The sequence below is a fragment of the Caulifigura coniformis genome (assembly GCF_007745175.1).
In the GTDB taxonomy this organism is placed as follows: Bacteria; Planctomycetota; Planctomycetia; order Planctomycetales; family Planctomycetaceae; genus Caulifigura; species Caulifigura coniformis.
The window spans coordinates 4,183,349-4,197,718 of sequence record NZ_CP036271.1 but is presented as its reverse complement, the minus strand read 5'-3'; the positions used below and the strand labels follow the sequence as shown (position 1 = coordinate 4,197,718).

The 14,370-nt window shown below is 61.4% G+C and carries 9 protein-coding genes and 1 pseudogene; 3 read left to right on the top strand and 7 right to left on the bottom strand.

Going from position 1 to position 14,370, the window contains the following annotated elements; all coding sequences use genetic code 11:
* Positions 1 to 142: 142 nt before the first annotated feature.
* Positions 143 to 1,936 (bottom strand): 30S ribosomal protein S1, encoded by a 1,794-nt coding sequence (locus tag Pan44_RS16905; protein ID WP_145031213.1) that lies wholly within the window; start codon positions 1,934 to 1,936, stop codon positions 143 to 145.
* Between the two features lie 1,090 nt (positions 1,937 to 3,026).
* On the opposite strand from Pan44_RS16905, the gene Pan44_RS16900 reads away from it, so the two are divergent.
* Positions 3,027 to 4,217 (top strand): class I SAM-dependent rRNA methyltransferase, encoded by a 1,191-nt coding sequence (locus Pan44_RS16900; protein WP_231754084.1) that lies wholly within the window; start codon positions 3,027 to 3,029, stop codon positions 4,215 to 4,217.
* A 7-nt stretch (positions 4,218 to 4,224) separates the two neighbouring features.
* Here Pan44_RS16900 and Pan44_RS16895 read toward each other — a convergent pair whose 3' ends face one another.
* The 4 genes and pseudogenes from Pan44_RS16895 to Pan44_RS16880 all read right to left on the bottom strand — a co-directional run.
* Positions 4,225 to 5,652, bottom strand: a complete 1,428-nt coding sequence (locus Pan44_RS16895; protein ID WP_145031212.1) for an MBOAT family O-acyltransferase — start codon at positions 5,650 to 5,652, stop codon at positions 4,225 to 4,227.
* Positions 5,633 to 6,754: a hypothetical protein gene (locus Pan44_RS16890; protein ID WP_145031210.1), complete on the bottom strand. Its 1,122-nt coding sequence runs from the start codon at positions 6,752 to 6,754 to the stop codon at positions 5,633 to 5,635. The genes Pan44_RS16895 and Pan44_RS16890 overlap by 20 nt, the downstream gene beginning before the upstream one ends.
* Before the next feature lie 224 nt (positions 6,755 to 6,978).
* On the bottom strand, positions 6,979 to 8,001 hold the full coding sequence (locus Pan44_RS16885) for a hypothetical protein (RefSeq protein WP_145031208.1): 1,023 nt from the start codon (positions 7,999 to 8,001) through the stop codon (positions 6,979 to 6,981).
* Between the two features lie 162 nt (positions 8,002 to 8,163).
* Positions 8,164 to 8,415 (bottom strand): annotated as a pseudogene (locus tag Pan44_RS16880) (EthD family reductase); the annotation flags it as partial.
* A 762-nt stretch (positions 8,416 to 9,177) separates the two neighbouring features.
* Here Pan44_RS16880 and Pan44_RS16875 point away from each other — a divergent pair.
* Positions 9,178 to 10,167 (top strand): DUF1559 domain-containing protein, encoded by a 990-nt coding sequence (locus tag Pan44_RS16875; RefSeq protein ID WP_145031206.1) that lies wholly within the window; start codon positions 9,178 to 9,180, stop codon positions 10,165 to 10,167.
* A gap of 37 nt (positions 10,168 to 10,204) precedes the next feature.
* Entirely contained in the window at positions 10,205 to 10,999 is a 795-nt protein-coding gene (locus Pan44_RS16870) for a hypothetical protein (protein WP_145031204.1), read from the top strand.
* A gap of 68 nt (positions 11,000 to 11,067) precedes the next feature.
* Here the strand turns inward: Pan44_RS16870 and Pan44_RS16865 are convergent, their stop codons facing one another.
* Positions 11,068 to 12,522 (bottom strand): hypothetical protein, encoded by a 1,455-nt coding sequence (locus tag Pan44_RS16865; protein WP_145031202.1) that lies wholly within the window; start codon positions 12,520 to 12,522, stop codon positions 11,068 to 11,070.
* Positions 12,523 to 12,784: 262 nt separating this feature from the next.
* Positions 12,785 to 14,227 (bottom strand): phytoene desaturase family protein, encoded by a 1,443-nt coding sequence (locus Pan44_RS16860; RefSeq protein WP_145031200.1) that lies wholly within the window; start codon positions 14,225 to 14,227, stop codon positions 12,785 to 12,787.
* Positions 14,228 to 14,370: the final 143 nt, after the last annotated feature.

Genomic DNA, 14,370 nt, shown 5'->3' with positions numbered 1-14,370 from the left:
ATGAACTTTGGAGGGTGGCTTCCCATCCTAACGTCCCGGCGGGATCGCATTCAAAGCACAACCCGGTCTCTGGAAACGAAAAAACGCCTCCCGGAAAGCTCCGGGAGGCGTTCGATTCGTCATCAATCAGTCGGGCTGTCGCTTACGACTCCGGCGTTGCAGTCCCGAACAGCGGACCGCTCGATTCGCCCATACCACCCTTCAGCTCGCGCGGGGCGCGGTTCTCGGCGGCGGGTTCTTCTTCGATCGGAGCGTCCAGCTTGCGGCTCAGACCGATCTTCCGATCGGCGCTGTCCACTCGCAGAATTTTCACTTCGATCTCCTGGCCGATCTTCACGATGTCTTCCGGATTGGCCGACTTCTCGTTGGCCAGTTCCGAAACATGCAGCAGACCTTCCAGCTGCTCTTCCAGTTCCACGAAGACGCCGAAGTTGGTGATCTTCGTGACCTTGCCCGTGACGATCGCGCCCGGCTTGTACTTATCCGGAATGCTGGTTTCCCAGGGATCGTTGCCGAGCTGCTTCATGCCGAGGGCGATGCGCTTGCGGGCTTCGTCCACGGAGATGACGGTGCAGGTGACCTCGTCGCCCTTCTTCAGCATTTCGCTGGCGTGCGAGATCTTGCGCGTCCACGACATGTCGCTGACGTGCAGCAGGCCATCCACACCCTCTTCCAGCTCGATGAACGCGCCGTAGTTGGTGAGGTTGCGAACCACGCCGGTGACCTGCGTTCCGACCGGGTACTTGGCCGTGACGTTGTCCCAGGGGTTCGGCTGGGTCTGCTTCATGCCCAGCGAGATTTCCTGCTTGTCGGAGTTGATGGCGAGAACCACCACTTCGACTTCGTCGCCAATCCGCACCAGCTCGCTGGGGTGGTTGACGCGCTTCGTCCAGGACATCTCGCTGATGTGCACCAGGCCTTCGATGCCGTCTTCCAGCTTCACGAAGGCGCCGTAGCTCATCACGTTGACGACTTCGCCCTTCACGCGGGTTCCAACCGGGTACTTCACCGGCACGTTGTCCCACGGGCTGGGGAGCCGCTGCTTCAGGCCGAGCGCGACCTTTTCCTTTTCGCGATCGACGTTGAGGACCATGACCTCGAGTTCCTGGTCGATCTTGACCATTTCCGAGGGATGCCCGATGCGACCCCACGACATATCGGTGATATGCAGCAGGCCGTCGATGCCGCCGAGGTCGACGAACGCACCGAAGTCGGCGATGTTCTTGACGACGCCCTTGCGGACCTGGCCCTTCTCGAGTTCGCCAAGCAGCTTCCGCTTCATCTCGGACCGCTGATCTTCGATCAGCTTGCGGCGCGAGACGACGATGTTGCGACGCTGTTCGTCGATCTTCAGGATCACACAGCTGATCTTCTGACCGATGTAGTCGCCGATGTCGTGCGGGCGGCGGATATCGACCTGGCTGGCCGGCAGGAACACGTTCACGCCGCGGTTGCCGTTGTTGGCGATCGACTCGCCGATGTTCACCAGCAGGCCGCCCTTGATCTTGCGGACGACCGAACCCTCGACGACGTCGCCTTCCTTCTTCGACTCAACGACGCTCAGCCAATCCTTCATCCGATCCGCTTTCCGCTTGGAAAGCATGATCAGGCCCTGCTCGCCTTCAACCTCTTCGAGCAGCACTTCAATCTTGTCGCCGGGTTGCGGCTTGCGTTCTTCGTCCGCCCATTCGTGAAGCGGGACGACGCCTTCGCTCTTGTAGCCAATGTCGACCAGGACTTCTTCGCCGTCGGTTTCCAGAACCGTGCCGACCACGATCTGGTTGGAATCGAAGCCGCTGGCAGTGGCATGGATGATGTCGTCGAAGCCCTTGCCGGCTCCATCGACGTCCATCATGCCGTAGAAATCTTCACCGAACTGGGCATCCAGCTCGGCATCATCAACGTTGAATTCCCGGATCAGGTTACGATCGACCATGTGTCACTTTGCACTTTTCGCGAAGCGCGCAGCCCTGCGCAGACGCCGAAAAGGCTACCTCTAAATAGAGAAACAGCGAGCGCACTCGCGCATCGGAATGAGTGCCATCACTCATCGAACGCCGATGTCGAGGCGTTTCTCGTGGCTGCGACGGGATTTGTAGCAAACAAGCTCCCCGAAACGCCAGTCGAACCCTCCGCCACCCAGGGCGAGTCCCTTTTTCACACCAGGTCGTCTGTCGTCACCGCAAGTCATTTTGCGGCAACGACGCACGCCAACGACGAACTGGCCCATCTTGAAAACGTGACCAGCCGTGCGCGGAAGTCGCAGGCACGGGCAGGGATCGGGAACAGTGCGGAGGCGTTTGAGGCCGAGGGGGCGAGGAGGGCGCGTTGTGTGGGTGGTACTGTACTCCTCGCCCTATATTCCCGCCGAAGTTCAGCGGCGGCATCGGGAGAGCGTGCGTGATGCAGACATGGATCCGGCCGGGCGGGGGTGTGTGACGACTGGTTGACGGTGGTTGTGTTCATACGTCCTCCATCATGACGGGGGCGGTTGCGCGGGAGGGCCCGGAAGTCGGAAGTGCTTTGGCGGGTGGGGATTGGGGCGTGGCGCGTCACTTTTTCACAGTCGGTCGTCTCTCGTCACCGCGGGTCATTTTGCGGCAGCGACGCAGGGCGACGACGAATCGGGCCATCTTGAGAAAGTGACCAGCCCTGCTCCGCCACCCTCCCAAACGCGCGGTCTTCGCCAGAAGCCGCCTGGAAGCCAACGCCCGCACTGCGCAACCGCACGCGTCAGAGTGGAGGAACCATGAACGCGATGACTACCAAACCGCCACATTCCCAGACCGACCGGCCGGATCTCCCGATCGGCCGCACGAGTGGCACTTCCGACGTCCTTCGGCGGACGTTCACGGGGAAACCGGGTCTCGCGCACACACGACGCACCATCGCGCCCTCCTCGCCCTCCGGCACAGGCCCGATTGGCTCTCATTGACCGGAAACAGCGCCCGACGCCGATTTACTTCCGCCGATCTGCTCAAATGCCGGATCGGCCGTCCCTGTGTCCTTAGGTCTCCCCACGCTCTGTGTCCCAGCTGCTCCATCATTCTCCGCGCCTGATCCGCCTCACGCTGGCCCGCGACCTCGTCCGGTCGGTTCGTTCCGGCCACCCCTGGGTCTATCGCGACGCCCTCCGCGACGTTCCCCAGGCCCAGCCCGGCTCCGTCGCCGAACTCTTCGCCAGTGACGGCCGACGCAGAATCGCGACCGGGATGTACGACCCCGGCAGCCCCGTCGCCTTCCGCGTCTGCCAGCCGGAAGGTGGCCGAGTCGATGACGAATGGGCCTCCCGACAGCTCGAACGGGCTGTGCACCTGCGGCAATCTGTCACCACTCCACAGACCACCGGCTACCGCCTGTCGAACGGCGAAGGGGATGGCCTCCCCGGCCTTGTGATCGATCTCTACGGGACGACTGGAGTGCTCAAGCTCGACGGTTCGGGCCCGGAAGGCTTCTGGAATGCCGCCGGCATTGGCGAGTGGCTGCTTGAGAAGCTGTCGTTGAAAGGCGTTGTCTGCCGCACACGGGGTGAGGAGGGCGCCGAAGTGGTCGCCGGAGATCCAGATGTCGAACCGGAATTCCTCGAGCACGGGTTGAAATTCACGTCGAACGTCCAGAAGGGACAAAAGACCGGTTTCTTTCTCGACCAGCGAGAGAACCGCCGGATCATTCGCGACCTGTCCGCCGGCAAGACGGTGCTCAATCTGTTCTCGTATACAGGCGGCTTTTCCATCGCAGCCGGCGTGGGTGGCGCCCGAAAGGTCACGTCCGTCGACTCGGCCGGCCCGGCCGTTGCCATCTGCGACCGCCACTGGAGGATGAACGGCCTTGAGGAAGGAAACCACACGTCCATCGCCACGGATGCTTTCGAGTTCCTCGAACAGACCGCAGGGCAGGGGCGCCGCTGGGACATCGTGATCGTCGACCCGCCGTCGTTCGCCCCTTCAGCCAAGAGCGTCGAGCGGGCCAAAGGCGCCTACCAGAAGCTGATGACCGCGGCCGCGAAGGTCGTCGAGCCCGGTGGCCTGCTTGCCGCGAGTTCCTGTTCCAGCCACATCAGTGAATCGATGTTCCTGGAGATCCTCGTGTCGGCCATGTCGCAGTCCAGACGCCGGGCTCGTGTCGCCGCCATCACCGGTCAACCGGTCGACCATCCCTGGCCGCTGGTTTGTCCGGAACTGCGATACCTCAAGTTCGTCCTGCTCGAACTGAACTGACGCTGCTTCAGAACTGGAAGTAGATGAACGGAGCAAACTCCTTCGCCGGAAAGACGACGATCGCCCACAGCATCAGGAAAATCGCCACCGGCGTGTACCACGCCCCAAGCGGAAGCCGTCGAACACGCGGAAAAACATTCGCGCCGGCCCAGGCATGCAGCAGCGCCATCAGTGCGATGATTCCGACGACGAACGGATGAATCCAGGAAACACCCTGCAGCGGATGCAGGAACATCCTGTCGAGGACTGCCAGCGCCTGGGGCAGGCCGCCGTCTGTCGATCGAAAGAAAACCCAGCCTACGATGACGACCAGCATCGTCATGACCCACGATGCGATCGTTTCGATCCCCGCCGCAACGGGATGCTTCGGTGGATTGGACCGCGCGCCGGAGCGTCGGCTCCACAGCCGGTGAATGCCCAGCGCCGCTCCATGAAGGCCGCCCCAGATCACGAACACCCACGCAGCTCCGTGCCAGAGTCCGCCCAGGAGCATCGTCAGCATCAGATTGATGTAAGCCCTGCGTTCCCCGCGACGGTTGCCGCCGAGTGGGATGTACAGGTAGTCCCTGAGCCAGGTCGACAGCGAGATGTGCCAGCGATGCCAGAACTCCGCGACGGAGGTCGCCAGGTAGGGCATCCGGAAGTTCTCCGGAAAGTCGTACCCCAGCACGCGGGCCAGCCCGATTGCCATATCGGAGTAGCCTGAGAAATCGCAGTAAATCTGGATCGAGAAACCGATCACCGCCAGCCAGACTGTCGCTCCATCGAAAAGCTCGGGCCCTGCGAATACCGAGTTCACGAACCCGCTCAGCCCGTCGGCGATAAACACTTTCTTGAAAAGGCCGAGAGTGAACTGCCGAAATCCGTGCAGGCCACGTTCGAATGACAATGGTCGCAGCGAATCGAGCTGTGGAAGGAAATCACGGGCCCGCACAATGGGCCCCGCCACCAGCTGAGGGAAGAATGCGACAAACATCGCGAAGTCGCGGAGGCTGCGGCAGGCCGGAATCTCCTTGCGATAGATGTCGATCGTGTAGCTCAGGGTCTGGAATGTGAAAAACGAGATCCCGATCGGCAGCACGATATTCAGTGTCTGCACTTCCAATCCCAGCGGCCCCAGGATCGCACCGGCCGAGGAAATGAAGAAGTTGAAGTACTTGAAGAAGCCCAGCACACCCAGGTTCGTGCACAGGCTCACGAGCAGCCATCGTTTCCGCCGCGCCGGATCGTCCGTCCGTTCGATCGCGAGCGCGACGTAGAAATCGACGATCGTCGAGAATGCCAGCAGGGCCAGGAACCGCACGTCCCAGTAGCCGTAGAAGTACATGCTCGCGCCGAGCAGCCACCACTTCCGCGCGTTGTTCGAGCGGACCACGACCATGAACAGCAGGACGATCGCATAGAAGATCGCGAACTCAATCTGCGTGAACAACATCTCGACGTCCCTGTCGGCGTTCCAGGCGGACCAGCCGCTCGCAGTCTCCAGCGATCGCCTCGGCGACCAGCCGATGCCCATCACTGTTCCAATGTCCCTTTGAAACCTGGCTGTTCGCGAAGCCGCAGGGGAACCTGCCCGTCTTCTCGTAAAACGCCAGGAACCGCGGCGTCATGTCGATGAATGCCGTCCGTTCCTCATGGCAGACCTTCGCAAACCTCTGAACATATTCCTCTTCGCCGTGCTCGCGAATCAATTGCCCCGCCTCAATCAGCGGGACGTTCGGGGCGTAGACGAACGTAACCGGCCGATCCGTCTGCCTGCGGAACTCCCGGATCAGAAACCGCCACGAATCGACAAGATCCTCTGGCTTTGGCCTGGATTTTTCCGCTGCGAGAGCCACGGGCGCCGGTCCCAGTGAGAATCGCAGCGAGCGAACCCCGGCAGCAGGCAGGGCCGCCTTGAGGTTGAGGTAAGCCGAATACAGGAACTCAGCGCGGGAGTTGGCCACAAATTCCCGCAGCCCCAGGAACTGCGTCGGCTCGGGCCGAGGCACCAGTTCCAGCTTTGGGGCCGATCGAAACGCCACTCCATCCGGGCAGGCGTCATCGATGCTCGGAAGAATCACGAAGTGGGCCGTTGGCTCGAGAAGCTTCTCGTACTTCGGGAGGTCGAAGTAGATGTCGACGGCCGCGCGCCCGGAGAGGCCGACTCCGATCCCGCCCAGATCAAGGGGACTGAGGAGCTGCATCAACTGATTGGCGACTTTCGCGTCGTCGTCCACCTGCGATCCTTCGACGAAGGAATCGCCCCAGACCATCACGCAGCGCCCACGATTCGCTTCCGCGTTCGGAGTTCCGAGGATGTCCAGCGAGCCGTACCGCGAGTCGGCCCAGCCTTCCGTGCGGACTCGGCGAACCACGCCCGGCTGGTGGACGTAGCGTCCCAATTCGGGTGAATAGGCGAGCGTTGTCACGGAATCGACAAACGCGCCTGAAACGAGCCACATCAGCAGCGTGGCGACGACTCCACCGGCGATCCACCGGACCATGAGTCGGAGAACCGTCTTCGAGCTGTGCGAAAGCCGCCGTCGCGTCGCCATCAACGCTGCCTGGAAGAGAAACCCGAAATCACTTCATCAATTGGCGCGGCTATTTACACCGGCCAGCGGAATGTGGGCAAGACGCGTTTTCATGTGAGCGGTTGACCGCCTCCACAATGCAGCAAACCGGCGAACGTCCATTTGCATGGTCATTCGCCGGTTCGTGCTGCCGCTTTCATCGAGATCATGTCCTCCCGGGCTGCCACTCGGGCGGTTTGACGACCTTACGGCAGCATTGAGATCGCGTCGACGAAGGCTTCAAATCGCTTGAGACTCGATTTGAAGGGCTTCATTGCCGCCGGATCACTCACCACGATGTAGGGCGCCGTCGACTCAACGTCGGAGATGAGCAACCCCTCGGCCAGCGTCGCTCCCGGGGCCAGAAAGAACTTGTCCGTCCCCGAGCTTCCCGTCACCGACAAGAAGGAGGCTAAGGACGCGGAATCCAAACCGATGGTCGCCTTGTCGTTGCCGGCGCCGAGGTTGATCGACGCCTGCCTGGCCGGATCGGACTGATCGACTTCGCTGAGGAACAGCAGGTCATTTCCCGCTTCCATGTCGATGCCGAAACCACCGGCCTGGAACTCGCCGACGAACAGGTCGTTGCCGGCCCCGGCCCCGACCAGCACGTTCGAGTTGGCCGTAAAGTTGCCGGAGAGGGCATCGTTTCCGGCTCCCATCAGGACGATCACATCTTCGGATGCGGCGACGCTGGTCATGAACACCACATCGTGCCCGGCCCCGGTGGCCACGATGACGGACGTCGCGGTCGTGTTGTCGACGGCGACGCTGTCATTTCCCGGGTCATCCGCGATGTCGAACGGCATGCCGATGACGATGTCGCCGCCGACCGTGGCGTCGGTGATGACCGTCTTGTCGTGGCCAGCGCCAGGCTGGACCCTCACGTCGCCCGTCACCACGACGCCGTCACTCACATAGAACAGGTCGTTTCCCTTCTGGAGGTTCACCAGCACGTCGCCGGGGAGGGTGTTGGTCGCGGCGGCGGCAACGAAGTCGGCATTGCCGCCGTTGATTTTCGTGTCTTCGAGGCCGCGGACGATCACGTCCGCACCGTCGTAGAAGACCTGCACCTGATTGGCGGAGCTGTCACCCGTGATGACCAGGTTCGTGCCGTCGAAGGCGACGACGACGTTTCCTGAGAGCAACTGACGGTCTTCCAGGCGAATGCAGGCGGGCGAAAGGTTGCAGGCCTGCGAGTGGCTGGAACGGCGAACAGGACGTTTCATCGAAGTGGCTTTCTGTGAACGCGATTTTCAGGGAGACGCTGCAAACCCGCAGTCCCCTCTCGATACGCCCACATCCGCCACGTTCTGCGCGCTGACTGAGAAAAAATCTCCGGTTCGAGGCCGGCGCCGAGCCATTCCCCGGGACGAGCATCGACGGATCTGTCATTCGAGACGGAAAGGAATCAGAACTGTTTCTTCGTCATAGAAGAATTTCGCCCCGCCCGTGGCGAAATTCGCCAGGTCGGCCACTGTCGCCTGTCCCTCCGGGGACTGCAGCATCGCCTCCAGGATGGGTCGTGAGTCCGCGTACAGTCCGACGATCATGTAGTACGGCGGCCGATCGCCGGGCGTCGCCGGTTCGCACTTGCCGATCGTCCAGCCCTTGAGGCCTTTCATCGTTTGCGCCAGGGGAACGTGGACCTCGTGCTAATAGCGGTCGAACGCGGCCGGGTTTTCGGGGTGGCCATAGAGCACTGTAAGTCGGGTCATCGCGTAGATCCTCGACAATCAGGTTTCCAGAAGTGCTTCGCCGTCACAGAAGAGAACCGCGCGGCTCGGAACACACTGCCGGAAGCGGGGAGGAAGGGGAAGAATTGGCAGGGGTTTCTAGGCGAGGGGAGCGAGAATTACAGGGTTATGCTGTGGTCAGTTATTGTCGCCTTCTCTCCCCTGGGGAACTGGAGATTGATGGCGTCGGGCCGTGCTGGCGGCGCGTGGCGCAGGGGTGACTCGGGCTGTTTTGCCGAGGCCCTTCCGGGTCGATGGACTTCGAGAAGGACTGGACGCCCGTGGCGCTGATGGATGGGCGACCGAGGGATGAGTCATGGTGGCGGCGTGCAGCGGGTTCGGAGTCATTGGTCCGGGTCCTCATTCGATCAGGGTCTCCTCACCCATCGTGAGAGGTTGCGCGCGGTCCGGAGGGGCGATCCGGCGGCAAGGTCGTTGCAGTTCACCGACTTCGCCGGTGTTGCCCGATCGAGCGCTTGCCTGCCGCAAATTGCAGCAATTCCAAATACCTTCATTCGATTGCCATTTATCTCATGTTGCGAATGCGCACACAGGGGTAAGCTCGAAATGAACGTGAAGTTCCTGCGTCAGGATGAATCGCTTCTTTTCTCCGCGTCTTGCTGAATTGCGTGCTGATGTTTTCGACATCCTCCATTCGCGAGTGCACTCATGCCACGGAATCGAAGAGTTGCCTTTACGCTGATTGAATTGCTGGTGGTGATCGCGATCATCGCGATCCTGATCGCACTGCTGCTTCCCGCTGTTCAGCAGGCCCGCGAGGCCGCCCGGCGGACGCAGTGCAAGAACAACATGAAGCAGATCGGGCTGGCGTTCTACAACTATCACGACACATTCAACGTGTTCCCGGTCAACTATTCGCTGCGCAACATTCTGGGGAATGCGAACGACGGCCCTGCGATCGCCAACTCTGCCCGCAGCTGGCTGCAATTCATCCTGCCTTATGTCGACCAGGCGCCGCTTTATAACAAGATCGACTTCAGCGGTTCGGGCGGGACCTGGGCCAGTTTCTTCGTGAACAATCCGAACAACCAGTCGATCGCCGCGATGGCGTTGCCCGTTTACCTGTGCCCGTCCGATGATGGCAACAACAACGGCCGGCTGGGCGGTTCGGCCGCGACGAGACGGTCTGATTACAATCCCGACGGCACTGTATGGGGTGTAACCAACTATAAGGCCTGCATGGGGAGCAACTGGCAGTACGGAAACGCGGCTTATAATCCTGTTCCGAACCCCGCAGGGCGGAATGCACCCTCAACGGATGGCCTGAACATGGGGAACGGCATCCTGTGTTCGAATCAGTCGGCCACGAACGGCCCGACGCGAGTACGAGATGTCGTCGACGGGACGAGCAACACATTCGCTTCCGGCGAGGCTCTCCCGGCGTACTCGCAGTGGAACTGGTGGTACAACTCCAACGCTTCCACTGCGACCGCGGCCATTCCCCTGAACCGATCCGCGAAGCTGCCTCCGGCTCCGAATGACTGGAACAACAACTTCGGCTTCAACAGCAAGCACGTGGGCGGTGGCCACTTCTCGATGCTTGACGGCAGTGCCCGCTTCGTCAGCGAGAACATCGACATTGGCCTGTACCGCGCCGCCGGCACGGTAAGCAGCGGTGAAGTGCAAGGCGAGTTCTGACATTCGGTGGAATTCGCGCGCCACGGTTCAGCGGATCGTGGCGCGACTGGATCATTCTGGCGTGTCCGCGCGCCGTACAAGTCGGCGCGCGCAGTATCCAGATTCCAATCCTTCGGCGGCTGAGTGTTGCCGCTTACCAGACAGTGACGGCCCTGGCTGCGTGGCGATGTCCTTCGTCGGGGAGCGTGCCTGCTGCTCGCGCGAACGCAAAGGAAACACTGCCCGAGGCTCGTCGACGAAGCAGCATGAACACGGCCGCCGATTGAATCGACCACCTGCCCAGCAACGGAAAGCGTCGCACTCACTCCAATGGAACGTCCGCACCTCGTTGCAGCGTGGTTTTCAGGTTCCAGGTTTCGTCAATTTTCGTTTTGCCGAGGATGAACTACAGATGTTGCGAAATCTGAATGCGTTCACGCTGTTGCTCTGTGTTTGCATCAATTCGGTCGGCTGCGGGGGCGGTGGTGGCGATGCTCCGAAGACCGTTCCTGCGACGGGTACAATCACCGTCGACGGCCGACCGATGGGCAAGCTCTCAGTGGCGTTCATGCCGACCCAGGGCAAGGTCGCTACTGGCGAAACGGATAGCGAAGGAAGGTTTACGCTGATGACGAACACGCCGGGCGACGGCGCGGTCGTCGGAACGTACTCGGTGTCGGTGGCGCCGATTCTCGAAGTCCAAGAGGCGATGCCCGGAATGGATGGCTACAAGAAGCCCGGCCCGCCCCCGTTCGCCAAGAAATTCACCGATCACAAAAAGTCCGGCCTGACAGCAACGGTCGACGCAGATCCTGCCAAGAACGACTTCAAGTTTGAACTGACGTCGAAGTGACGAGGCTGGTCCCTTCGATTTCCCGGACAGCGTCCGCGGGGCTTTCCGGAAACGCGTTGCGGGGCCTCTCAATGCGCGGTTCGTTGCTTCTGCATTTCTGCGGCCGTCTTGAACAGCGACTGCAGGGCTTCATCGGGCACGTGTCCGCGGCAGCGCTCGATGAATGCGGGAATGTCCGCCGTGTTCACGGCTCCGTCGCCATTCATGTCGGCCGCCTGGTAGTCGCCGAACCAGATGGCGTCGTCGAGCAGAAAGGCGCGCTCATCGGATGCGGCGAGTCCACGCTGGAAATAGGCCACATCGGTCGCGTCCAGCAGGCCGTCAACATGAACGTCTCCGGGCCTGGGAGGCGAGACGTTGATTGCATCCGCCATCTCGGCGAATCCGGACCATCCGCGAGACTTCGCGCCGAGGGCGGGATTCGCCCAGTAGTGGAACGTCCGGTTCTGGTTCTGGATTTCATTTCGGTAGACCCGCACCTTGCGCAAGTCGATGCCGTATTGATCGAGCAGCAATTGACGTTTGGCATCGGTCGTTCCCTGCTGCAGCACTTTTCCTTCGGCCGCGGTCGGCAGCATGTGAACGTGGGCGGGCTCGAATCCGCTCGAGAGGTAGCCCATGGCATTGCGTCGATCGGGTGACCCGGCCGTCGACTCGTACTCCATGCGGTTGTCGGTGAACAGGTAGTTGCTGGCGTGGAACTCGTCGCCGGGGTTGACGTCGTTGAAGACGGGGATGTGGATGAAGGGCCGGTTGAACTGGGCTTCCGTGCTGCGGAACGTGTTGAACCGGACTTCGCCGAAATCGGCGTTATCGCGGAAGCGCACGTAGTCGCCACGGCAGTTCTGGAAATCGTTGCCGATTACCTTGATGTGGTGGACATCGTAGGCCGTGTAAATCATGTGCGCGTGGCCATCGAAACCGATGTTCCGGAAGGTGTTCCGGTGGATCGTCACATGGTGACTGCCGCGATGGACTCCAAGCGTTCCGTAGTAGACGAGCGAGTCGTGGAAGAGGCAGTCCTCGATGAGGACCCGTTCAGAAACTCGCCCCGATTTCGAATCGAGACCGAACGACAGCTTGTAGATGTTGGCCTTCGGATCGGTTTCGGTGAACGCGAGGCCGCGCACCGTCATGTTCAGGCCCCCGCCAACCAGGAATCGCCCCGGTCCTGCGAACAGTGCTCCGCCCGGTCGTTGGGATTCGACCGTGAGCCGATGGTCGGCGTTCCCGATGGACGAGAGCGAGACGACATCGAGGTAGCTGCCATCGAGCAGGATGACCGTCAGCGGTCCGTGGGTGATCTCCTGACGCACGCTCTCCCAGAATTTCGGGTCCGCGAACCTGGCCGCGTTGGCCTCGGAATCACCGGCGCCGGTTCCCAGGGCCCTGGACGCCGCAAATTTTCTTGTGGCCGCGAAGGACGTTGAGGCCGCTCCCGCGAGGACGACCGAAAGAACAAACGCGAGAAGCTGGACCGTGAAGGCGCTCCCGATCAGCAGACGTGGCGTACGAACAATCATGACACGGCAGAAACGCGGAGCGTCAGACATCCGATCGAGCGAGATTCGATGTCGACCTTCTCCCGCTGGAGAACGGAGGATTGCTAAGCGTGAGGCGGCAGTGGTTCGGAAGGGACAGTCTGTCGACGGACGACCGGGGTTCCGGGTGACGCCGCCAACCCCGGTATGGTCAATTGCCGAGGGCTCTCGAACGGCGTTTCAGGGAGCTGGTGGTCGGCCCGCGCGGCTTATCCGGGGGGAGTGGAGCCGCCGCAGATCCCGCTTACACCGCGACGGCCCGTTTCCTGGCGGCGGTGGCCGTGAGGTGCTTGTCGAGTTCGTTGGCGACGATGACGCCGTAATTCACGGCTCCGAGCCATCCGGACATGATGATTCCCACCGAACCGGCGTGGAACAGACCGGGAACCTGCTGCGGGAGAGTCTGCGAGACCTTCAGGCCCTCGAACTTGGTCCCGAACGAGGCGCCGCTCAGATGGCGCGTGTAATGTTCGAAGGTTCGCGGCGTCGAGGCTTCGAGCCAGTCCAGCTTCTGCCGGACATCGGGAACGTACTTTTCCAGGCAATCGAGCGTCGATTCGCAGAGCTTCGCCTTTTCTCGCTCGTATTCATCTTCCGACATTTTCGCCCAGTCGGCGTAGTTGGCGTTCGTCGACGAGACGACGAGCCAGCGGTCGCTCCCGGGGCGAGTTTCGGGGTAGTAGAACGAGAAGGTCCGGCTGCTCACGTTCATCGAGAGCATGGCATTGATATCGAACCCGCTGTGTTCCGAATGGAACAGAAGGTCGCCGACGTTGTCGAAGCCTTCGCCCGGCTTGAGGGCGATGTAGACCTGGCAGCTGGAGTTGTTGAGCCGGACGGCCCGCGCCTCTTCGGCGTACTCCGGGGAGAAATGCTCCTCGCCGACGAGATTGAAGATCGTCGACTTGATGTTCGCATTCGAGAGCACGGCCCCGCAGCCGACGCGTTTTCCGTTGACCCAGACTGCCGCCACGCTGCGATCGGGATTGAGCTCGACTTTCTCGACGAGTGCGCGGATACGGATATCGACGCCGTTCTTCTCCAGTTCGTCGCGCATCTGCAGGACGAGCTTGTCCGTTCCGCCCTGAAACGTGAAGACGCCCTTGCTCATGAAGTTGGAGAAGACGATGCCATAGGTGATGGCGGGGTCTTCGAGCGTGGAGCCGTTGGCGTAGGTGATCGGCTCCATCAGGAACCGGACGACATCCGACCGGCCAGGGAAGAACTTTTCGAACAGCTCGCGGGTGGTCATCGACTGGTCGTCGAAGAAGTTCATCGACCGCGCAAAATCGAAGAACGCCTCCACCGTCTCGGGCGCAATACCGAACTGCTCGATCAGCTGCTTCGTGAAATCGTCGCGGTTGAAGGTGGTTTTGATGCTGAACTGCGGGTTCTCGAACCGGATGCCCTTGAGCTGGACGATCGAGTCGGCGATCTCCTTTGTCCAGTACTTGCGGCAGGATTTGATCATGCCGACGGGGAAGCCGTGGAGCGAAATATCGAAGATGTGTCCGCCGCGGCGTTTGAACCAGGTGGCCATCCCGCCCAGCTGGTAGTGATGCTCGAGAAGCAGCACGGAATATCCGGCCTTGGCCAGGACATTGGCGCCGGTCAGGCCGGCCAGGCCGCTCCCGATGACGATCACGTCGTAGTGGTCGCCGAGATCTTTGAGAAAGTCCTTGGCCATCCGAGGAGTATGGAAACGGGTCGTCAGGAACAGGAAAAGCGGGATGTGGAATCGGTCGTGGACCGCGACCTTGATCGTTGGCCACGGGAAGCCGCATCGCGCTGCCGCATCATCGCAGAACCGGGCAGTGTAGGGGACCCCTC